The organism is Enterobacter cloacae complex sp. IR5412 (assembly GCF_049237385.1).
Lineage (GTDB): Bacteria > Pseudomonadota > Gammaproteobacteria > Enterobacterales > Enterobacteriaceae > Enterobacter > Enterobacter intestinihominis.
In genome coordinates this window covers 91,767-110,456 of sequence record NZ_JBMKHQ010000017.1, presented here as the reverse complement: position 1 = coordinate 110,456, position 18,690 = coordinate 91,767, and the positions used below count along the sequence as shown (strand labels likewise).

At 49.8% G+C, this 18,690-nt stretch carries 25 protein-coding genes; 24 read left to right on the top strand and 1 reads right to left on the bottom strand.

Annotated elements, in window-relative coordinates:
- Nucleotides 1-41: 41 nt before the first annotated feature.
- From ACOTX2_RS22335 to ACOTX2_RS22275, 13 genes are all read left to right on the top strand, one after another.
- Complete coding sequence (locus ACOTX2_RS22335; protein WP_057057138.1) at nt 42-278, top strand: hypothetical protein; 237 nt, start codon at nt 42-44, stop codon at nt 276-278.
- Between the two features lie 29 nt (nt 279-307).
- Nucleotides 308-2,191: an AAA family ATPase gene (locus tag ACOTX2_RS22330; protein WP_421625992.1), complete on the top strand. Its 1,884-nt coding sequence runs from the start codon at nt 308-310 to the stop codon at nt 2,189-2,191.
- On the top strand, nt 2,181-2,897 hold the full coding sequence (locus ACOTX2_RS22325; RefSeq protein WP_057057140.1) for a hypothetical protein: 717 nt from the start codon (nt 2,181-2,183) through the stop codon (nt 2,895-2,897). Before ACOTX2_RS22330 ends, ACOTX2_RS22325 begins: the two co-directional genes overlap by 11 nt.
- 9 nt (nt 2,898-2,906) lie before the next feature.
- Nucleotides 2,907-3,476, top strand: coding sequence for a hypothetical protein (locus tag ACOTX2_RS22320; RefSeq protein ID WP_416503117.1), 570 nt, complete (start codon nt 2,907-2,909; stop codon nt 3,474-3,476).
- 77 nt (nt 3,477-3,553) lie between these two features.
- Nucleotides 3,554-5,878 carry a class 1a ribonucleoside-diphosphate reductase subunit alpha gene (nrdA, locus tag ACOTX2_RS22315; RefSeq protein WP_057057142.1) on the top strand — a complete coding sequence of 775 codons (2,325 nt, stop codon included), beginning with the start codon at nt 3,554-3,556 and terminating at the stop codon, nt 5,876-5,878.
- A 91-nt stretch (nt 5,879-5,969) separates the two neighbouring features.
- The gene (gene nrdB, locus ACOTX2_RS22310; protein ID WP_057057143.1) at nt 5,970-7,103 is read left to right on the top strand and encodes a class Ia ribonucleoside-diphosphate reductase subunit beta; all 1,134 of its coding nucleotides are present in this window, start codon (nt 5,970-5,972) and stop codon (nt 7,101-7,103) included.
- Between the two features lie 82 nt (nt 7,104-7,185).
- Nucleotides 7,186-8,043: a phosphoribosyl-ATP pyrophosphohydrolase gene (locus ACOTX2_RS22305; protein ID WP_416503118.1), complete on the top strand. Its 858-nt coding sequence runs from the start codon at nt 7,186-7,188 to the stop codon at nt 8,041-8,043.
- Between the two features lie 195 nt (nt 8,044-8,238).
- Nucleotides 8,239-9,324 (top strand): thymidylate synthase, encoded by a 1,086-nt coding sequence (locus ACOTX2_RS22300; protein WP_057057145.1) that lies wholly within the window; start codon nt 8,239-8,241, stop codon nt 9,322-9,324.
- Complete coding sequence (locus ACOTX2_RS22295; RefSeq protein WP_127353347.1) at nt 9,297-9,743, top strand: hypothetical protein; 447 nt, start codon at nt 9,297-9,299, stop codon at nt 9,741-9,743. Before ACOTX2_RS22300 ends, ACOTX2_RS22295 begins: the two co-directional genes overlap by 28 nt.
- 2 nt (nt 9,744-9,745) lie before the next feature.
- A complete protein-coding gene (locus ACOTX2_RS22290; RefSeq protein WP_421625989.1) occupies nt 9,746-10,249 on the top strand; it encodes a dihydrofolate reductase in 504 nt (167 codons plus the stop codon).
- Entirely contained in the window at nt 10,237-10,872 is a 636-nt protein-coding gene (locus ACOTX2_RS22285) for an AAA family ATPase (protein ID WP_421625988.1), read from the top strand. Before ACOTX2_RS22290 ends, ACOTX2_RS22285 begins: the two co-directional genes overlap by 13 nt.
- Nucleotides 10,873-10,933: 61 nt before the next feature.
- On the top strand, nt 10,934-11,353 hold the full coding sequence (locus ACOTX2_RS22280) for a hypothetical protein (RefSeq protein WP_416503119.1): 420 nt from the start codon (nt 10,934-10,936) through the stop codon (nt 11,351-11,353).
- Complete coding sequence (locus ACOTX2_RS22275; protein ID WP_057057150.1) at nt 11,350-11,892, top strand: 3'-5' exonuclease; 543 nt, start codon at nt 11,350-11,352, stop codon at nt 11,890-11,892. Before ACOTX2_RS22280 ends, ACOTX2_RS22275 begins: the two co-directional genes overlap by 4 nt.
- A gap of 27 nt (nt 11,893-11,919) precedes the next feature.
- Here ACOTX2_RS22275 and ACOTX2_RS22270 read toward each other — a convergent pair whose 3' ends face one another.
- On the bottom strand, nt 11,920-12,309 hold the full coding sequence (locus ACOTX2_RS22270) for a hypothetical protein (protein ID WP_219989679.1): 390 nt from the start codon (nt 12,307-12,309) through the stop codon (nt 11,920-11,922).
- Between the two features lie 160 nt (nt 12,310-12,469).
- Here ACOTX2_RS22270 and ACOTX2_RS22265 point away from each other — a divergent pair, with 160 nt between their 5' ends.
- The 11 genes from ACOTX2_RS22265 (at nt 12,470) to ACOTX2_RS22215 (ending at nt 18,686) form a co-directional block, all read left to right on the top strand.
- Nucleotides 12,470-13,273: a hypothetical protein gene (locus tag ACOTX2_RS22265; protein ID WP_057057152.1), complete on the top strand. Its 804-nt coding sequence runs from the start codon at nt 12,470-12,472 to the stop codon at nt 13,271-13,273.
- 35 nt (nt 13,274-13,308) lie between these two features.
- A complete protein-coding gene (locus tag ACOTX2_RS22260; RefSeq protein WP_127353349.1) occupies nt 13,309-13,833 on the top strand; it encodes a hypothetical protein in 525 nt (174 codons plus the stop codon).
- A gap of 88 nt (nt 13,834-13,921) precedes the next feature.
- On the top strand, nt 13,922-14,536 hold the full coding sequence (locus ACOTX2_RS22255) for a phage N-6-adenine-methyltransferase (RefSeq protein ID WP_057057154.1): 615 nt from the start codon (nt 13,922-13,924) through the stop codon (nt 14,534-14,536).
- A 179-nt stretch (nt 14,537-14,715) separates the two neighbouring features.
- Nucleotides 14,716-14,949, top strand: coding sequence for a hypothetical protein (locus ACOTX2_RS22250; protein WP_057057155.1), 234 nt, complete (start codon nt 14,716-14,718; stop codon nt 14,947-14,949).
- A 606-nt stretch (nt 14,950-15,555) separates the two neighbouring features.
- Nucleotides 15,556-16,146: a hypothetical protein gene (locus ACOTX2_RS22245; RefSeq protein WP_127353350.1), complete on the top strand. Its 591-nt coding sequence runs from the start codon at nt 15,556-15,558 to the stop codon at nt 16,144-16,146.
- 179 nt (nt 16,147-16,325) lie between these two features.
- Nucleotides 16,326-16,631 (top strand): Thoeris anti-defense Tad2 family protein, encoded by a 306-nt coding sequence (locus ACOTX2_RS22240; RefSeq protein WP_421625991.1) that lies wholly within the window; start codon nt 16,326-16,328, stop codon nt 16,629-16,631.
- Nucleotides 16,628-17,146 carry a hypothetical protein gene (locus ACOTX2_RS22235; protein WP_127353351.1) on the top strand — a complete coding sequence of 173 codons (519 nt, stop codon included), beginning with the start codon at nt 16,628-16,630 and terminating at the stop codon, nt 17,144-17,146. Before ACOTX2_RS22240 ends, ACOTX2_RS22235 begins: the two co-directional genes overlap by 4 nt.
- Before the next feature lie 12 nt (nt 17,147-17,158).
- Nucleotides 17,159-17,332 carry a hypothetical protein gene (locus ACOTX2_RS22230; protein WP_100245305.1) on the top strand — a complete coding sequence of 58 codons (174 nt, stop codon included), beginning with the start codon at nt 17,159-17,161 and terminating at the stop codon, nt 17,330-17,332.
- 89 nt (nt 17,333-17,421) lie between these two features.
- The gene (locus tag ACOTX2_RS22225; RefSeq protein WP_057057159.1) at nt 17,422-17,847 is read left to right on the top strand and encodes a TerB family tellurite resistance protein; all 426 of its coding nucleotides are present in this window, start codon (nt 17,422-17,424) and stop codon (nt 17,845-17,847) included.
- Complete coding sequence (locus ACOTX2_RS22220; protein WP_127353352.1) at nt 17,847-17,999, top strand: DUF3927 family protein; 153 nt, start codon at nt 17,847-17,849, stop codon at nt 17,997-17,999. Before ACOTX2_RS22225 ends, ACOTX2_RS22220 begins: the two co-directional genes overlap by 1 nt.
- Nucleotides 18,000-18,146: 147 nt before the next feature.
- Complete coding sequence (locus ACOTX2_RS22215; RefSeq protein WP_219989677.1) at nt 18,147-18,686, top strand: hypothetical protein; 540 nt, start codon at nt 18,147-18,149, stop codon at nt 18,684-18,686.
- Nucleotides 18,687-18,690 lie beyond the last annotated feature (4 nt).

Below are 18,690 nucleotides of genomic sequence, written 5' to 3'. Positions count from 1 at the left end.
TGCAGCGACATCCTGCTTGAAGCGGAAACCGGAACTTCAGAATGATCACCGGCAAATACCAGTGGGCTGTAAATATCCTGAACAACGGAGGGACGGTCACACTCCATCGTTTTACATACCGCAGTGAACGAGTGCGCTACAAGCTCAACCGTCTTTATCGTGACGGAGTCTTAGATCGCGCTTTGTACAAAACTCACCTGGAGTTTCGTCTCAAGAAAGATCAGCCAAAGCTGACTAACCTGGCATCCAAAATAAAACATACGGAGAAAAGCACATGAAATTTTTGTCAATGAAGGTTGAGAACTTCATGGCGCTGGCCGAAGCGGAAGTTGAACTCTCCGACCGCGGGCTGGTGCTGATCCAGGGTATCAACACTGACGACTCATCAGCTTCCAGCAATGGCGCTGGCAAGTCCACCCTCATGAACAGCTTAATGTGGTGCATCTATGGCGAAACTGCCCACGGTGTGAAGGGTGACGATGTTCTGTCAACGGGGAACGAGAAGAACTGTCGCGTTCAAGTGACCATAGAGGACGAAGGCAAAAAGTTCGCGATCATCCGTCACCGCAACCACAAAGAGTTTAAAAACCGTCTGATTGTTCGTGGTGAAGATGGCGACATGACTAAAGGCAAAGACACGCTTACGCAGGAGCTTGTCGAACGGCTGATTGGTGCATCGAAGGAAGTGTTCACCGCATCGATTTATGCAAGCCAAGAGGCTATGCCAGACCTGCCGGGCATGACTGACAAGAACCTTAAAGCGATAGTGGAAGAAGCTGCTGGCGTTGACCGTTTGACCCGGGCGTATTCAATTGCTCGCGAACGAGCAAATGCAGCTGCCGCGCGGGTAGATAACGTTAAGACCAAGATGGAAGGCACTCTGTCGCTGGTGGACTCAGCTGAAACAGAGCTGAAGTCTGCAAAGGCATCCTCAGAAGAGTGGGAAAAGAGCCGCAGCCAGCGTTTGGAAAAGTCCCGCGAAGATCTGACCGGCGCTGAAGTTGAGCTGGCAGAGGCGGAGCTGGAGCTGCGAACCATTCCAGAACAGATCCGCGATAAGCAGAACGCCATTACCGCAGAGCGTGAAAAACTGGCAACTAAAGATGAACACGACAAAAAGCTGGTTCGTGTCCGGGCTGTTATTTCCGAAGCGGAAGGCAACATCCGTTCCGCAGAGACGTTAAAAGCGTCAGCGGTTAAACGTGCCCACAATAACAAAGCGCAGGCTGATGCCATTGATTCCAAGGTTGGCACTCCGTGCCCAACATGCGGAAAGGCTTATTGCAGCGAAGATTTATCAACCGTTAAGGAGAACTATATTGGCCAGGCACGCAGTGAAATTGCAGAAGCGCAGGCATCAGCAGCGACAGTGGCTGAACAGCAAGGCCGTCTTGATAAAGCGCGCGGCATCGAGCGAGCACTTATCGACGCAACACCAGACGTCTCAGCCATCGTTGCCCGAATCCAGCAGCTGAATGGTGAGCTAAGCACCTTAAACAAGCGCTCCGGTGAGCTGGGTTTGCTTGAGACCACCTTCCGCCGCGCTAAGGCTGAAGTGGATCGTGTCATGGCAGAAGTGAATCCGTTTCTGGCGAGCATTACGCGCCATGAAGAGAGCCTGCGCGCCAATAAATCTAAATACGCAGAACTTAAAACAGAACTTAAAAACCATCAGGATCAGGCTCAGCTGCTTGAGAAAGCGCGACAGGTATATTCCCCAGCCGGTGTCCGTTCGCACATTCTCAGCTCAGTGACGCCGTTCCTGAACATGCGTACCGCCGAATATCTCAACACGCTGTCTGACGGCAATATCGTTGCTGAATGGTCAACTATGGAGACCACTAAGAAAGGTGAGATCCGCGACAAATTCAACATCAATGTGTCGAAAGCAGGTTCCAGCAAATCATTCATGGGTTTATCCGGTGGTGAGAAACGAAAGGTGCGAATTTCTTGCTCACTGGCATTGCAGGATCTGGTGGCCAGCCGCGCCAGCAAAAACATCCAGCTGTTTATCGGTGATGAAATTGACGATGCGCTGGACTCAGCAGGGCTTGAGCGCTTGATGGGCATCCTTGAAACCAAGGCGCGCGAGCGTGGCACCGTGATGATCATCAGTCACAAAGAAATGAAATCATGGTTCCGCGAAACTATCACCGTTGAAGTGAAGGATGGCCGCAGTTATGTCAGTTAATGAGCTGAGTTACATCCAGTTCCGGCAAGTGGTTTCTGTACTGGCATCCATTAACCTCCTGTCGGATTACGTGGACGAGCCGGTACGGCCTAAGTGGTACTTTGAGCTAAGCGAGGTAGATGACGCGCAGCGCGCCGCGTTAACGGAGTTGCTTGACGCCAGCCCGGTCATGACGACGCTGACGCATGAAAGCAACACAAAGCCGCTTATGATCAACTTAGCAGATCCGAGCGGCTATCTGCCTCGCGAGTGCGGTCTGGTCACTCTGAGTGACGTAAACACGTTGACCATGAGTATTGGCGACCCGTCACTGTATCTGGATAGCCAGCAAATCAGCGCGTTCAACACTTTTATCCGCCGTCTAAAAAACAAATCGGAGCTGGTGGCCAGCGGTGGCACTGCATTCGAAAGCGTTGCTATCAAATTCGAAGAAGGTGATGACCTCATCCGAAACACTATTGTTGAGTTTAAGGATGGCAAAGGTGAGACCATTTTTGTCGCTGACGGCGATACACATGAAAATGTTAAGCACAATCTGCCGAAGAACTACTTAAGTGAATTGTGTGAGTTCGTTGCGCAAACAATGATGACCTCAGAGGATGATGATTCATTGTTCAATGAGCTGCTGGGCGTACCATCAAGAAGCCAGCAAAAAGAAGAACCGGTTAAAACGCAGGAAGCCCACCCTCAGTGGGGAACATGGTAAGGAGACCATATGAGTAAGTTGATTAAAATCGTCGGGTTAGACCCCAGCATGAGTAACTTTGGTATCGCTGCCGGCACACTCGATCTGGACACCAATGAAGTTAAGGTCACGCGCTTTGAGCTGGCTGAAACGAAGGCCGGTGGCAAGAAGAAAACGGTTCGCGTGAACAGCGACGATCTGCGCCGCGCTGGTGAGATTTGGGCGAAAGCAAAGCCAATGATTGATGAGGCACATATCGTTTTTGCTGAGCTGCCGGTGGGTAGCCAATCGTCTCGTGCTCAAACCAGCTATGGCATTTGCATCGGCGTTCTGGCAAGCATTCAAAAGCCGTTAATTCAGATCACCCCTGACGAAATCAAGAAGTATGTCGGCGGTAAAGCGAGTGTTGCCAAAGAGGACATCATTGAGTGGGCTATTCAGGAGCAACCAGACGCCCCCTGGCTGCGTCACAAGTCCAAAGGTGAAATGGTGCTGACCGGCAAGAATGAGCATCTTGCTGACGCTGTAGCGGCGATTTACGTCGGTTTAGATACTGATCAATTCAAGCAGGTGGTAAGCGTACTGAAAGCAATTTTATGATTTATCGTTGATAGGTGGTCAACTACCTACTATCATGACGGCCACTATATGTAGTGGCCTTTTTATTGGGAAAACACATGATTAACATCCAGAAACGTGACGGGCGATCGGAGCCACTGAGCGAAGAAAAGTACAACCGCGTGGTAATGTGGGCGGTCGAAGGCGTTGAAAACGTCAGTGCATCAGCCATTGCCCTCGGTGCTTCTGCCAGCATTTTTGACGGCATGACCACCAGCCAGTTGCATGAGGCGCTGGTGAAAGCCGCAGCTGACTTGATCAGCCCGGAAACTCCGAACTACTCCCAGGTTGCAGCCCGTCTTAATCTGTTCAAAATGCGCAAAGATGCGTTTGGTCAGTACGAATACCCCGACCTGTACATGCACATCGTGAACCTCGTTAATCGTGGCATTTACGATGAAGATCTGTTGAAACGCTATCATCCAAACGAAATTAACGAGCTGGGCAAATATCTCGATACCGCTCGCGATGATCTGTTTGGCTACGCGGCCACCGTGCAGCTGCAGGGCAAATATCTTGTCCAGAACCGCGTCACTGGAAAAATTCACGAAGCACCGCAACACATTTATATGCTGGTGGGTATGTGTCTGTTCCAGGATTGGCAGGACGGCACCAGTGGTAAAACTCGTCTGGAAATGGTCAAAGGCTTCTATGATGTCACCAGTACATTCAAGCTCTCATTGCCAACCCCAATCATGGCAGGCGTTCGCACACCGACGCGCCAGTTCTCAAGCTGCGTACTGATTGAATCTGGCGACAGTCTGAAAGCCATTAATGGTACAGCTGCCGCGATCGTCGATTACGTTTCTCAACGTGCCGGCATCGGCATTAGCTTTGGCCGCATCCGTGCGCTGGGAAGCGAAATCCGTGGTGGCGAAGCGACCCACACTGGCGTTATCCCCTTCCTGAAGCATTTCCAGACAGCCGTTAAATCCTGTTCGCAGGGCGGTGTCCGTGGCGGCGCAGCTACTGCGTATTATCCGTTCTGGCATCTGGAAACTGAAAGCCTGCTGGTGCTGAAAAACAACCGCGGTGTGGATGAGAACCGTGTACGTCATCTTGACTACGGTGTGTTGCTGAACCGTCTGATGTACCGCCGTCTTATTCGTGAAGAGAACATCACTCTGTTTAGCCCGAATGATGTGCCTGGTCTGTATGACGCTTATTTCGAAGATCAGGATCTGTTCGAAGAGCTTTACCTGAAATACGAAGCTGACCCGGCTATTCGCAAGAAGAGTGTTTCCGCCGTTGAGCTGTTCTCTTCCATGATGCAGGAGCGCGCCTCTACCGGTCGTATTTATATCGGCAACGCTGACCACATGAATGAGCATAGCTCCTTCATCCAGAGCATTGCGCCAGTGCGTATGTCAAACCTGTGTGCTGAGATTACGCTGCCAACCAAACCGCTGGTGAAAACAGACGATCCCAACGGCGAGATCGCTCTTTGCACACTGTCAGCGTTTAACCTCGGCGCCATCGATTCTCTGGGTGACCTGCAGGAAGTCGCATTCTTTGCAGTCGCGGCACTCGACTCACTGCTTGATTACCAAAACTACCCAATGGAAGCCGCAGAGCGTGGAGCAAAAGCGCGCCGCAGCTTGGGTATTGGTGTAACCAACTTTGCGTATTACCTGGCGAAGAATGGCTTTAAATACTCCGATCTTGAAGGCAACAAGCTGGTTCACGAAACGTTTGAAGCGATTCAGTATTACCTTCTGGACGCCAGCTGCAAATTAGCTGAAGCGAAAGGCGCGTGTGAGTGGTTCGACGAAACCAAATACTCTCTCGGCCAGCTGCCAATTGACCACTATCGCAAGTCCCTGGATGGTCAGGAGATCAATGCGAAGCATCCGCTGCTACTCCCATGGGAACAGCTGCGCCACCGCATCAAAGTGCATGGTCTGCGTAACTCTACGCTGACAGCTCAGATGCCGTGCGAAACGTCGAGCCAGATCACCAACTCAACGAACGGCATCGAGCCGCCGCGCGGGGCTGTGTCCATCAAATCCTCCAAAGAAGGCGCCATCAAAATGGTTGTGCCTGATTTTGAGAACCTGAAAGGGCAATACGAATACCTGTGGGATATGCCGAGTAACTACGGCTATCTGACCAAAGTGGCGATCATTCAGAAGTTCTTCGACCAGTCTATTTCGACCAACACGAACTATGATCCTGAGCGCTTCCCTAATGGCAAAGTCCCAATGGAAACGCTGCTTGATGATCTGCTCACCGCCTACCAGCTGGGCATCAAAACTCTCTATTACCACAACACGCGCGACGGTGCCGGCCAAACGGAAGACACCAGCGATGTGAGCAGCGCGCCCCAGGCTATTCAAGAGCCAATTCTTGACGACGAGCCTGATTGCGACACCTGCACCATCTAAAGCGTGGGGCAGCCGCCCCACCGTCTCCAATCAATTGAACACCTGTGCCAGCGCATCACAATGCTGGCACGTAAAACAACGAGGAAAACACATGAGCCAATATTCAACGTTCCGGCTTGGGGCGAACGACGCGACAAAAGAACCTATGTTCCTTGGCCTGTCAGTAAACGTATCTCGCTATGACCAGCAAAAATATCGCCTGTTTGAGAAGCTGATCGAGAAGCAGCTCTCTTTCTTCTGGCGCCCTGAAGAAGTGGACATTTCTAAAGATCGCATTGAGTTCAACAACAAACTGCAACCGCATGAGCGACACATCTTCCTGAGCAACCTCCGTTACCAAACTCTGCTGGACTCCGTACAGGGTCGCAGCCCGAACGCTACACTGCTGCCGCTGGCGTCCATTCCAGAGCTGGAGACGTGGATTGAAACGTGGTCATTCTCAGAGACAATTCATAGCCGCAGCTACACGCACATCATTCGTGGCATGGTCGATAACCCGGCTGAAATTTTCGACGGCATTGTGAGCGATGAAGAAATTGTGAGCCGCGCCGCATCGGTTACTGAGCAGTATGACGCCCTGTATCAGCTGATCTGCGCTCGCGAGTATCTATCAGAGCAGGAAGGCCGTTTTGGTGAGATTTATGGCGAACTTGCCATGGAGAAACAGGTTTACCGCACCTTGGTAGCTGTAAACGCTCTGGAGGCAATCCGCTTCTATGTCAGCTTCGCCTGCACGTTTTCTTTTGGTGAGCGTGGACTACTGGAAGGCAATACAAAAATTATGCGCTTCATCGCGCGTGATGAGGCTCTGCATTGTCACTCTACAGAAATGATGATCAAGTACATGCGCGTCGGCAAAGAGGGTGAGCAGTGGAAGGCTGTGGCTGATGAGCTTGAGCCCTTTGTTTACCAGACCATGAAGGACGTGGCTGAGCAGGAGATGCGCTGGGCAGAACACCTTTTCAAAGATGGCTCTATGATCGGCCTCAATGCAGAAATCCTGAAGCAGTATGTGAAATATCGCACTAACGTTAGCCTGCGTCGCATGGGGCTTAAGCCAATTTTCGAAGATGCTTTGAATGATCCACTGCCGTGGATGAACAAATGGCTGCTGAGTGACCAGGTGCAAGTGGCGCCGCAAGAAGTTGAGGTTGGCTCATATCTGGTTGGGCAGATCGACTCAACGGTGAGTTCGAAGAGCCTGAAGAAGTTCGCCGACATTTGATGAATTTACGTGTTGGATGCCTACGTCCAACACGTTACTATGTTGAAAATAAAGTGATTGTTTATATAAATAAGGAAACAAGATGTTTACTGGCATTATGGACAAAGTGAAGCTGTTCGGTGACAAAGTTGTCGGCTTCAAGCCAGATCTTTACGAGCTGCATCCGGGTTATGGCGATCATACTCTGGACATCTATGAGATGGTTAACCAATTCCACGGGCTGTTTCAGCATCCTCAGCGTATAGCTGCAACACCGGCGCTGCTTCGCTTACGTGCAAAACTTATTCGCGAAGAAGCTGTTGAAGAAGGCATCCCAGCTGCCGATAACTCAAATTTAGAGAAGATATTGGATGCGATGGCCGACTTCCTCTATGTCGGTATTGGCACTATGGTGGCGATCCGCGGCGGCGCACCTATGGGGATGAGTATTTATACCCAGGATCAAAGCGTAGGTCGATTCCATGAGACTTTGTCTATGACTTCCGCAGCGATCGATGATGTGAAGCTACCGTTTTATGAAGCTGGCAAAGTCGCTGATGAGCTTGAGGCTCTTGCGACTAAAATTGAGTCAGAGAATTTGTCAGAAGGTGCTCTTATTAACGAGCTGCGCCGAGTCCTGAACATGCTTTATGTCGCCTGCAGCATGACCTATCGCCTGGCTGATTTAATGGACATCAACATTGTAGAGCTGGTGGCGGAAGTTCACCGTTCCAACATGACGAAGCTGTGGCCGGGTGACGATGCAGAGCGGGCTGTGGCGGTGGATCGCTGCCAGTACGACCATTCAGATCTGGGCTTCCGTGCTTGTGAAGGTACTGATTTAAGAATCGGATTCAGCATCTCAGATGGCAAAATCCTCAAGTCACCAACCTACAGTGAAGCTGATCTGGTTGGCTTTGTTGCGACGGCTAAGACGTCTACTATTGTGAAGGAATTATGAAGATGCGCCTTGTAGTTAAATGGCTATAAAGGTATATTTGATTCTTATGCGAAATAAACCTTATCAGAATATCTGATTTATAGACGCCCTTCTGGGCGTCTTTTTTTTTGCTTTTAAGTTATAGGGTTGCTTTGATGGCGCTCTTTTTTTACTTATTATAAGATAGGTATTCACCTACCTATCAAATAAACCAAGATGACAAGTTTACTCAACAAACCTTTCACTAATGGCCTGGCGACGGATTACACATACCGTTCAGTAATTAGCCGGGTTCAATCAGAAGGCATGGCCTCTGGCGACAGAACTGGAACCGGCACAAAAGGAACCTGTTTCTTAGCAACCGATTACCTGCTGACTGGTGCATCAGTGCCACTTGTTTCCAGCAAAAAAACCAACCTCAAACCTCTTCTGGTTGAGCTGGAGTGGTATCTCAAAGGCACTGGCAATATCGGCTTCCTGAAAGAGCATGGCGTCAAAATCTGGGACGCATGGGCCGATGAGAACGATGACCTCGGGCCGGTCTACGGAAAGCAATGGCGCAGCCTGGAAGACACCCGGATTATCCTTAGCAGCGATCTACAAAAATATCTTGAGCGCGGTTACTTGCTTGAAACTGAAATCGACGACAAACGTTCCCTTGTCACCAGAAACGTTGACCAGTTGGCGCGTATCGTTAACACGCTTCGCACTAACCCATCCGATCGCCGAATGCTGATGAGTGCATGGAACGTGGCTCAGCTGGAAGACATGGCACTGCCACCTTGCCACTTTGCGTTTTACGTGTGGAGTCGTGAGCTGGATTTCCCAACCCGTTTGTCGATGGCGAGTGATGTCGGCCGGACGCACTCTCAGTACGGGCATGAAAGCATGTATAGCCGCCTGCTTGAGCTGCTGGATTCTGGCACTGAGATTAATGACGAGCTGATGGACAGCCTGGGTATTCCAAAGCGAGTTCTTTGCTCTACGGTAATGCAGCGCAGCGTTGATGTGTTTGTCGGTATGCCTTTCAACATTGCTGGGTACGGCATCCTGACTCACTTCATTGCCCAAATTACCGGACACATGGCCGCGTCTCTGACTCATTACGGATGTGACGTCCATCTCTATGACAATCACCAAGAGGCGGTTGAAGAACTTCAGGCGCGCGAGATCCCCAAAAGCTCTGACCCGGTGGTCATCCTTCCCGAAGCATGGGAAGAGATTGACGATTTCCGCTGGGATGGCGTCGTGGTTGAAGGCTATGAACCACTGCCATGGATCAAGGTTCCGGTGGCGGTGTAGCAATGGCCAGGGGAATGATTGTTTTTTGTGAGATCGACAATGTTTTGGCTGAGGTAAATCACCGCAGCTCATTGTCGGCCGAGGATGATCGTCTGGTAATGGGCGATGGTCTTATCTTCCCCACCAGTCGAATGCTCCGGGGCTTCATGCGCTCCGGGGCAGAGATTGCTTTGGTTTCAAATCGCTCAGCCAAATTGAGTGAGGCTACGAAGCAATGGCTAAAAGGGGCTGGCATTGATTACGACTGGCTTTACTTCGGCGGAATGACGCCCAAGTACGGAGCTTTTTTGAAAAAGACTTTGCAGGAGCATCGGGTCGATCGACTTATTGCAGCGGTAGGCGCCAGCCAAGAGTTTGTCAGCGTAATGGCAAGCCACCCAAACCGCCCTGTTTGTTATGTCGTCCGAAAGGGAGAGTGACCATGTTTATGATTGCTGCGGTGGCCAAGAACGGCGCCATCGGAAAAGGGAATCAGCTGCCATGGCGCAGCAAAGAAGATCTGCAAATTTTCAAGCGCATGACGACCGGTAAGATTGTTGTTATGGGGCGTAAAACAGCGGAAAGCCTGGGTAAGCCACTGCCTGACCGTGTCAACGTTGTTATCAGCCGTGATGCAGCTCGTGTACCGGCTGGATTCGCCCATCTCAGAGGTATGTCAGATGTGGCGAAGCTGTCGGTCTATTCAAACTGCGAGGTGGCCATCATTGGTGGAGCTGAGGTCTATCGACTCGCCATGCCATACGTCTATCGTGTTTATCTGACGCACCTTGATGTTGAAGTGCCCGATGCAGATACCTTTTTCCCCATGGAAGAAATGGCCGCCGCAAATCTGATTTCCCTTGAGACGTTAGTGGTGCAAGAGGAAACGGAAACAACGCCAGCCTTTAAACAAGTTGTTTATGGAGATAAAGAATGGATCACATAGGTTTGGCTGGCGCCCAGGGAACGGGCAAAACGACTTTAGCCAAGCGTCTCGCACTTAAGTACGGTTACAAGTTTGTCGATGCTGGCGTTGGCGCGCTGATGAGTAAGCTAGGCGTTGTGGTTGGCAAAGAAATGCCTCTCTTCGAACGACTGCAGGTGCAGCTGGCCGTCGCAAACCACATTGCCGACAAATCCAATGGCTCAGGCAGTTTCGTAATGGATCGAACGCCAATTGACGTTATGGCCTACACCATCGACCTCTTCCACCAGGTTAATGATGATCGTTGTGTTTCGCTGTTTGATGAGATTCAACAGGTGTGTTCGCGAACCGCAATTGCGAACTACAACGTGATTGTTGGTTTGCGCCCGGGGATCGCGCTTTCTCAAGAGGACAAAGATCGAGAGCAGCGAGGCTCTCTCGACCCTTTGTATGTTCGCAGAATTGATGCGCTGGTGTGTGGCGAACTGAACAATCTCAACCTCTTTGAGAACAAGCGGAATCTTGCAGTCGGCTTTTTCCCGCCAACTTTAACGGATCTGGATGCGCGGATTACTTCATTTGGCCAATACATCCGAAACTCCGCAGAAGCACACAAGCGGCCAGTTGATAGCGCCTTGCACTAAATGTTGAACCCCTCTCGTGGTGCGCAACAATACGCGCACCACATGATCACGGAATACAAGCATGACCACCGACCTTCTCTTGCAGGATGAAATCGACCGGAAGACGGTTGAAGCGCTCGAACGAGTGGTGACCGAATTTGAGTCAAAACTTCTGACTGCTCGTGAGGCAAGAATTGCCATCCGCGCAGTGTTTGAGAGTGTCCAGGGGCTGCTGACTGAATCCATCAGCGAAATTCTAAATCAGGTGATGACTCAGTTTGCTAACGAACCAGGCAAGCCCATTTTTCCCATGCACCTGGCTATGCCAGGCGGCAACACTATTTTCATCAGCATTGATCTCGACGACAAAACGATGCGTGTTCTAAACGTCACCACCGGTGCTGAACTGGCCAAGGTCGTGTGTGACACGCAGACCGAGACAATCAAAAAGGCAGCTGCGTTTGCCAAAAACGCCATTGTCAAAGGAGCTAAAAAATTATGATCGCAACCGGGCTGGACATTGAATCAACTGGGCTGGACTTCCGCGGTGGCCATCGAGTCATCGAGATCGCCCTATCCTCCTACAACATCATCACCAAAGAGAAGATAGCAAGCCTGGAGATGCGCTTTAACCCGCGGCGAACCATCCAACCAGAAGCGCAAAAGGTGCATGGCATCTCATTAGAGATGCTGGCCACCGCTCCACTCTTTGAAGACAAAGCCCCTGAGCTTATCGCGATGTTGGACGCCAGCGACTTTTACATTGCTCACAATGGAGAAGGCTTTGATGGCCCGTTCCTGCAACATGAGTTCAATCTCTCTGGTCACACCATGCCAGACAAGCCCATGTTTGACACGATGTTAGAGGGGCTGTGGGCTACAGAAGATGGGAAGCGCCCTCGTCTGCAAGAGCTGGCTTTTGCGTTGGGGCTGGTCTATGACACGGAGAAAGCGCATAGCGCCCTCTACGATGTAGATCTGATGATGGAATGCTTCTTCCTTGCGCGCGAGAAATACGGTCTATTCCAACTATCTTTCTAACCTTGCACAATGGCCGCGCTAAGCGGCCTATTTACATGGGTAAATAGTAATAAAAGCTTTGAGAGCAGCAGCTTCAAGTGGACTATCTCCCATATTCTTTATGACACGTTGACCTTCTTCCCCCTTGAGGTAGCTTTGCAATGTCAACTCCAACATATCTCCATTAATAATTAAACTATTCGGTGTACAAAAAAGGGGCTTTTGATTAATGACGTCTGAGAAGGCATTTGAAGTATTAAAACCACTGGCGACACCGTTAAGGTATGCCTTGTAAATTTGCACATTACTATTCGTTACGCCTTTGGATGCAACTTCATGATATTTAAGGTAATCATTTACAGAAAAAATATTTGCTGAGGATGAAATTGCAGGGAAGGAACAGATGGCTGCAACCAAAAGAAATATTGTTTTTTTCATACTTAAATTAAATTTTATAGAGAGGGGATAACTATGTTAAACCAACCTATGACGGTTTCAAAATATTTCTGAGCCTAACTTAATTGCTTTTTCCCCTAACTCAGTTTGGCAAAATAGTTGTCATCACGAAGTACATTTAAAACAAAGAAAGGAAAAGCACATGTCCAACGCAGCCCAAACAAACGTTTCTGATCTCGATGCTCTGTCTGCGATCTTGGCATCCCTTGATGAAACCCCAGCCGCCGCTGACACTCAGATGAAAGGCATCGATTCTTTGCTCGATGAGCTGGAAACGAACGCAGCTGAAGCCGCCACATCGACACCAGAGAGCATCGCGGCAAAGATCGAAAACGAATTACCGGTTACGACAGCTGCTGTTTCAGGTGATATGGAGCAGGTGATCATTGATTTAGAAGAGTCGAACACGGCCACACCGCCAGAGAAATCAACGGAGATTTTGGCTGGTGGCGAAGAGAATATTCTCCCGGTGATTGAAGAACCGGCAGCACCTGAAGTTCTGGAGGAAAAGCAACCTGAGCCTAAGCCTAAAAAAGCCAGCACACCTCGTGGTGCTCGATTCACCTTTGACGGTAAGGACGATGCCTTCTTTGAGAAAGCTGGCCTGCAGCGCGAGGATTTCATGAAGTGCTACAACGAGGCTCCAGTGAAGGCAATGGACAAAATTCAAAACATTATGCACTGGTTCAGTGGTGGCCCGGATCTGAGCGTGTATACCCGTATTTCGTTACACTCATTAATCGCTGACAAAACGGCCAGCAGCAATAGCCTCAAACTGGCTATGATGAGCTATCCAGAGAAGCCTTATCCAGTTGGCACTGCCTCCACTCAGGCTGGCCAAATGATGGCAGTATTTCCGGCGCTGGGTATCGCTGAGAAAGATGGGAAATCATTAACCCTTAATGCTGATTCTCCTATCGTCAAAAAGTTTATGGCGGAAGAATAAAGAGACCATCTAAATTCGCCCACGGGAAGGACGCTGTGGGCTTAACGCAAATAAGCAATACAAACCCACCCACTTCGCGAGAAACGCTTCCCTCGCGCTTCCCTGAACGTATTTTTCATGCTGATATAGTCAAACAAAAACAATACCACTCTGGGGTAGAGGGAATGACAACAGTAACCACTGAGAAAGAACTCGCAGAAGCAATAAAATCTAACCAATCCACTATTACCATCACCGGCGATCTGTCTAAGAAAACATTAAAAATTCACGCGACAGGCTCAGTTGCATGGGCAGTCGTAGCCGCCAGTCTTATCGTGGCGGGTGGCGCAGCGTTTATAACCATGGGATCTGGTGGAACCGCGACCCCTGTTGCCGCCCCCACCGCTGCACTGGCAGGTGCTGGCGCAACGTCGGTGCTGGGAATTGGCGCTACCACGTCAGCCATCAGTGTGATCTTGGCCTCTGGGGGCGTAGCTGCTGGCATGAAAACTCTTAAGTCCCTTAGAAAATATAAAGTCGTCGAGAAATCAGAAGGTATGCTTGTCCTAAACCGTAGATAACATGAGGGCGCTTTGCGCCCTTATTGCATTGCTAACGGAAAAATAATTTGCGATCATGTAGGTAGTTAACTACCTACAGAGGATTATCATGATTGCCGCAGAGAAGATTAAAAAGCGCGAGCGTGACAAAGAGCTGCGCGACCTGTGGCGCACTCCGCGGTGGCTATTTGAGGCCATTCAGAAATACCTGGGCATACAGTTTAACGTTGACGTGGCTTGTGATGCCGGCAACGCGTTGCTGCCTGACTTTATAGGCAAGGAAAGAGACGCGCTTGTTTGTGAATGGGGCGAGCCAGGCACCAATGCTTTTCTCAATCCGCCGTATTCCAAGATTAGACCCTGGATAGAGGCAGCTAGGCGTGAGCAGCGTCGCGGCGTATCGACAGTAATGCTGATCCCCCAATCACTTGATACCGCCTGGTATGAGTTCGCCACTGAATCAGCTAATGAGACGGTGGTGCTGACCGGTGGGCGTGTAGCCTTTCTTGAACCAGACGTGGAGCTGGGGCTGGTAGAAGTACGTGAAAACCCTGGTGGGAGTATGCTGGTGGTCTTCCGCGGCCACTGCCACCAAGCTGGGCACATTCTTCGCAAGGTTTCACTGCCAGTAATGAAAGAGCTGGGTGGTTATGATCCTTCAAAAGCAATCAGAAAGAAGCGCCCCTCCAAGAAGAAACAACCCACGTTGGAGCTGGCAGCTTAGCACCACCACAAACCCAATTTATCCAACCTGCTTCCGTATATTTATATACTGGTTAGTTATTTATAGAGAAGCAGGTCGGTCGTAAGCAAACCACCAGCCCTTGTCATACCTGGGTTTTTTGATAGATCACCTTCCCAGAAAAATTATGATCGCTGGACATCAATCAGAAGGAATTACACATGGCACACCCTACCAACGTAGTGGCACTGATCGACACTGATTTTCTCGCCAATGCACGTCAGCTACTAAAAAGCCGCGATCAGTCATTCACGCTTTATGAGTGGGCGCTTAAGGCGATCCGCGGTGGGCAGCATACAAATGAAGTTGAGCAGCTGATCGGCGAGTTAATCAACGAAGTTCATGGGCTGAATGTTCAACTTCACGGACGCACTGAGCAGAAAGCCACCGCTTAAAATAGTAACGTTGTTAAATAGCCATTTAGCTATTTACCGTCTGATCTACCAGTGCTAACATCCCGCCGTCATTTTTCGGAATGGCTCGGCAGATGGGTGGAGGATTATGGCGCTGGCGTCTGCTTAAAGGAACCTGTTACCAGCGATCGAACCGGGACGCGAAAGCCGCTCGGGGAGAGGGAGAATCAAAGCAGGAGAGAAAAGGAGTCACTGTAGGTTGTCGAAACCAGACGAGTTCCAAGAGGTTGGTGTCTGGTGTTCCCCTCCTACAGTGAGGAAGGATCTTGATTCTGGGGTATTGCTGCCCACAACCTTCCTAACCGGGACTGGCATTGGATCTCGGTCATAGTTTCTGGCTATGATTTGCTCAGGTTAGCGTGGGATTTTCAACCCTGCTTCCCTGGGTGAATTATATCCAGAACACACAACCTCTCACTCCGTTCGAGGGAAACCTCACATTCGTTCGGTTTCTCACTTCTAAACCCATTCTGGGTAATGTATATATTTTTCAATTACTTACTTGTTTCGCGCGAGAAATTTCCAAATCTCCTTGATCTATTCCATTCATCATATATGATTTGGTTTATGGAAATTTTGGGGTGTTACATGAAAAAGTTAAACATTAGTGATCACATTTATACCAGGCTGGCTAAACACGCAGTTGGCTTTGAAACCCCTGAAAGCGTAATCGAACGACTGCTAGATGCTTATGAAATTGTTCCGGGGCAGAAGCCGAAATTGACCTTCATACCTGAAAACGAAGAAGAATTTAAAGCAAGACTAGTTGAGTCTCGTCATGCTTACGTCGAACTCAGAATGGAAGATGGCACGATTCAGGCCGGTGAATGGAGTGCTCATTCATTCAAAGAAAGCTCGAACTTAAGAGCGAATATCTGGTCGGGTTATCTTCGGAACTGGTCGAAAAGGGGAATCGTTGCAGCAACTTTTGAGGTCGTAATGTCCCCAAACAGTGAAGACAAAATAGTACAATCCGCCGAATTCGAAAAGTATGTAATTAACCAACACGCAAGTGGCTCCATTTCCGTTAAGGTTAACGATATGGATGCAAGACCAGTCAAACCAATGCTGAGGAAGATAGCTGAGGCACTCGATGTCAGCATCGTCAATTCAAACAACAATGATCTAAATACGCGCCAGCTTGGGGCATCCATTATCAAAGCTCTTACCCCCCTATGAGGGGGTTTTTAAACAATCATTTAATAAGTAGTTGACTACCTACATACAAAATATTAAATTAACCGCGTCAGGACGACGACGGCGCTGGTTTAGCGCTTGCTCCATGGACGGAGCACAAACACGGCTGGGTTCGCCCAGCCGTAACTCTTTGTGTCTCAAGAAGGGATTCGTTTGTGAACATGTTGTTGTCTTACGCAGACGTTTTGACCGGCATTAAAACCGGCGCCTCCTTCGCACGTCAGAAATGGCCTGCCGACACATCCATACGACTCCGCACCGGGGTGATCAGCTCAAGCGAATACCAGAAAACTGAAGGCAAAGTGTTATTCGGCCTTCCACTCAACATTTTTGAAGTCCACCAGCCAGACGGTTACACCGTATTTCCTGGTTTAGAGATGGTTCTTCCTAATGGCAAGGTGGTTGATTACCTGGCTTCGATGATTGACCAGCTCGCCTGCGATTGGAAACGAGTGGAAACTAAATGATCAGCTATTTGTTCTTCAAGCGCCGCTTCGAGCGCCAGCTTCGGCAGATGGAAATCCGCATCCGTGAACTTGAGTCACGTTGCGATCGCCTGTCCGATGCTTTGGTTACGTTCGGCACCGCAGCCGGTGTACAGCATGTCGAGAAGCAACGTGGCCGTTCTGAAGTGGAGTTGTGGGGGTTGTCCGATCCGCCAGTATATCTAGGGAAGGAAAAATCTCATGCAGCAGTACCAGCTTCGACGACTTCGACGCGCAGCGCAGCCCCTGTTAGTGATGTTAGCCATGTGCCTTTTGTGTACATCGATAACGACGATGTTCCAGCTCGCGCCAGCGTCTCTCAGAGTGCCAGCAGTTCGCACCATAGCAGCCCCGCAAGCAGTTGCTCCGTCAGCAGCAGTTCCAGCCACACCAGCCACCATTCTTCCCACGGGAGCCATAGTGGATTCGACCATGGCTGTGGAAGCTATGACTCAGGCAGTTCCTTCGATTCAGGTGGAACGATTGGCTTCGATTAAAGGAGACGCCTGATGTGGTTCAAAGGCTTAGTGCTTTTTGGTTTTGTGGTGATTGTTTCGTGGATCACCAATCTCGTGAAGGTTTTCATGACTGACATCCCGGTGCCCCTCTGGGGAGGCAAAGAGATTGCCAGAGTAATCGGCATTTTCATTCCGCCCCTGGGTGCAGCGCTCGGATTCTTTTAGCCCGTAACGTAGTGCTTTTACCCCGTTTTGGGCGCGCTACGATATGACCACTTAGAAAACAAGTTGTTAAATAAACAAAGGAAAAACGCATGTTTGGTTTGCTGAAAAAGAAAACCCGTAAAGCAGTAATCGAAGTTAAAAAAATGGAGAACCGCGACGCGGTTGAAGCGACTGTCTGGGGCGGTTACTACATTTCATATTTCGATGGCGACTGCTCACCAGCAGAAGTCGCTGTGCTTGAAAAGACCATGGCCGCAACTCCTTCATTTGCGCCTTTCGCTGGTGAGATCGCTCAGCTCAGCTCTAACGTGCGTCAGCAGTTCGAAGCAAGCGCGCGCCGGGCGGCGGCCCAAGCTCTTCGTAAGTTAGAAGATATTGCCGGCACTACGGATGCTGTGGACGTTCTGTGCCTGTGTATCGATATTGCTGACAACGATGGCATTGGTGAAGATGAAATGAAAGCCCTGAAGAAGATTGCTCAGGCACTTCAGCTTTCACTCGATCCTTACCTCTGATGATCCGCAACATTCGCCTCGGTGCTGCCGGATTTTTTGCACTGCTTGCGGTCATGGTTGATTTTGCCAGCCGGCTGTTGTCTGTGCTTACCGATGGCGCATTGCTGGCGGTAGCAGTTGTCATTCTCCTACCGCTACTGAAAAAGCAGTAACCAAAGGCGTCTTCGGACGCCTTTTTAGTCGCTCTACCCCCCTGCCCAAGCCGAATCAAATTGCTTAGTGGCCTTCTCCGATGGTGGCAATATACATCCATCGAGAAAACAAATTGTTATCACCAATAAGAAAACAAGGAAAAGCACATGTGTATTTTATGCGAATTAAAAAAAGCTGCCGCCAAGCAATCTGAAGAGCGCACCTCTGAAATCAACCTCTCAGAAGTGGCCAAACATGCTCGCGCGATCGTCAGCAAAGAGAATGTGCATCCTATGCAAGCTATTGCAGCACTGCAATTCCTGATGCCGGTAATGAAAGACCCGGAGATGATGCTGGAGTTGCTTATTAAAGCTGACGATGAAGCCCAAGCAAACAAAGCACCGCGTACTGGTGATAGCACTGTAGGCTCAAACCAACGTGCAGAAGAACTGGAAAAAGAAGTAGCCCGTCTTAATGCCCAGACCAATCTGCAGGCCACCAATTGCAAAGCAATGGGTGACGCTCTGGCATCGTTAAGCGCGAGTATGAATATCGAGCTGCCGGTTCTGGATGGGTCAAACCCTCGTTCCACGGTAAAAGCTTTGTCGGCCGTGGCTGACAAACTCGAAAGCCATAAAGCAGGCATTGAGTTCTGGATGCGTGAAATCACCAACCGCTACGATCTGAACAAAACGACCTCTCATTAATTTA

What these genes read in the sequence shown, in the direction of transcription:
- ACOTX2_RS22335 (WP_057057138.1), top strand. Translation starts at nt 42, where the DNA reads ATGATCACCGGCAAATACCAGTGGGCTGTAAATATCCTGAACAACGGA.
- ACOTX2_RS22330 (WP_421625992.1), top strand. Translation starts at nt 308, where the DNA reads ATGGCGCTGGCCGAAGCGGAAGTTGAACTCTCCGACCGCGGGCTGGTG.
- ACOTX2_RS22325 (WP_057057140.1), top strand. Translation starts at nt 2,181, where the DNA reads ATGTCAGTTAATGAGCTGAGTTACATCCAGTTCCGGCAAGTGGTTTCT.
- ACOTX2_RS22320 (WP_416503117.1), top strand. Translation starts at nt 2,907, where the DNA reads ATGAGTAAGTTGATTAAAATCGTCGGGTTAGACCCCAGCATGAGTAAC.
- nrdA (WP_057057142.1), top strand. Translation starts at nt 3,554, where the DNA reads ATGATTAACATCCAGAAACGTGACGGGCGATCGGAGCCACTGAGCGAA.
- nrdB (WP_057057143.1), top strand. Translation starts at nt 5,970, where the DNA reads ATGAGCCAATATTCAACGTTCCGGCTTGGGGCGAACGACGCGACAAAA.
- ACOTX2_RS22305 (WP_416503118.1), top strand. Translation starts at nt 7,186, where the DNA reads ATGTTTACTGGCATTATGGACAAAGTGAAGCTGTTCGGTGACAAAGTT.
- ACOTX2_RS22300 (WP_057057145.1), top strand. Translation starts at nt 8,239, where the DNA reads ATGACAAGTTTACTCAACAAACCTTTCACTAATGGCCTGGCGACGGAT.
- ACOTX2_RS22295 (WP_127353347.1), top strand. Translation starts at nt 9,297, where the DNA reads ATGGATCAAGGTTCCGGTGGCGGTGTAGCAATGGCCAGGGGAATGATT.
- ACOTX2_RS22290 (WP_421625989.1), top strand. Translation starts at nt 9,746, where the DNA reads ATGTTTATGATTGCTGCGGTGGCCAAGAACGGCGCCATCGGAAAAGGG.
- ACOTX2_RS22285 (WP_421625988.1), top strand. Translation starts at nt 10,237, where the DNA reads ATGGATCACATAGGTTTGGCTGGCGCCCAGGGAACGGGCAAAACGACT.
- ACOTX2_RS22280 (WP_416503119.1), top strand. Translation starts at nt 10,934, where the DNA reads ATGACCACCGACCTTCTCTTGCAGGATGAAATCGACCGGAAGACGGTT.
- ACOTX2_RS22275 (WP_057057150.1), top strand. Translation starts at nt 11,350, where the DNA reads ATGATCGCAACCGGGCTGGACATTGAATCAACTGGGCTGGACTTCCGC.
- ACOTX2_RS22270 (WP_219989679.1), bottom strand. Translation starts at nt 12,309, where the DNA reads ATGAAAAAAACAATATTTCTTTTGGTTGCAGCCATCTGTTCCTTCCCT.
- ACOTX2_RS22265 (WP_057057152.1), top strand. Translation starts at nt 12,470, where the DNA reads ATGTCCAACGCAGCCCAAACAAACGTTTCTGATCTCGATGCTCTGTCT.
- ACOTX2_RS22255 (WP_057057154.1), top strand. Translation starts at nt 13,922, where the DNA reads ATGATTGCCGCAGAGAAGATTAAAAAGCGCGAGCGTGACAAAGAGCTG.
- ACOTX2_RS22250 (WP_057057155.1), top strand. Translation starts at nt 14,716, where the DNA reads ATGGCACACCCTACCAACGTAGTGGCACTGATCGACACTGATTTTCTC.
- ACOTX2_RS22245 (WP_127353350.1), top strand. Translation starts at nt 15,556, where the DNA reads ATGAAAAAGTTAAACATTAGTGATCACATTTATACCAGGCTGGCTAAA.
- ACOTX2_RS22240 (WP_421625991.1), top strand. Translation starts at nt 16,326, where the DNA reads ATGTTGTTGTCTTACGCAGACGTTTTGACCGGCATTAAAACCGGCGCC.
- ACOTX2_RS22235 (WP_127353351.1), top strand. Translation starts at nt 16,628, where the DNA reads ATGATCAGCTATTTGTTCTTCAAGCGCCGCTTCGAGCGCCAGCTTCGG.
- ACOTX2_RS22230 (WP_100245305.1), top strand. Translation starts at nt 17,159, where the DNA reads ATGTGGTTCAAAGGCTTAGTGCTTTTTGGTTTTGTGGTGATTGTTTCG.
- ACOTX2_RS22225 (WP_057057159.1), top strand. Translation starts at nt 17,422, where the DNA reads ATGTTTGGTTTGCTGAAAAAGAAAACCCGTAAAGCAGTAATCGAAGTT.
- ACOTX2_RS22220 (WP_127353352.1), top strand. Translation starts at nt 17,847, where the DNA reads ATGATCCGCAACATTCGCCTCGGTGCTGCCGGATTTTTTGCACTGCTT.
- ACOTX2_RS22215 (WP_219989677.1), top strand. Translation starts at nt 18,147, where the DNA reads ATGTGTATTTTATGCGAATTAAAAAAAGCTGCCGCCAAGCAATCTGAA.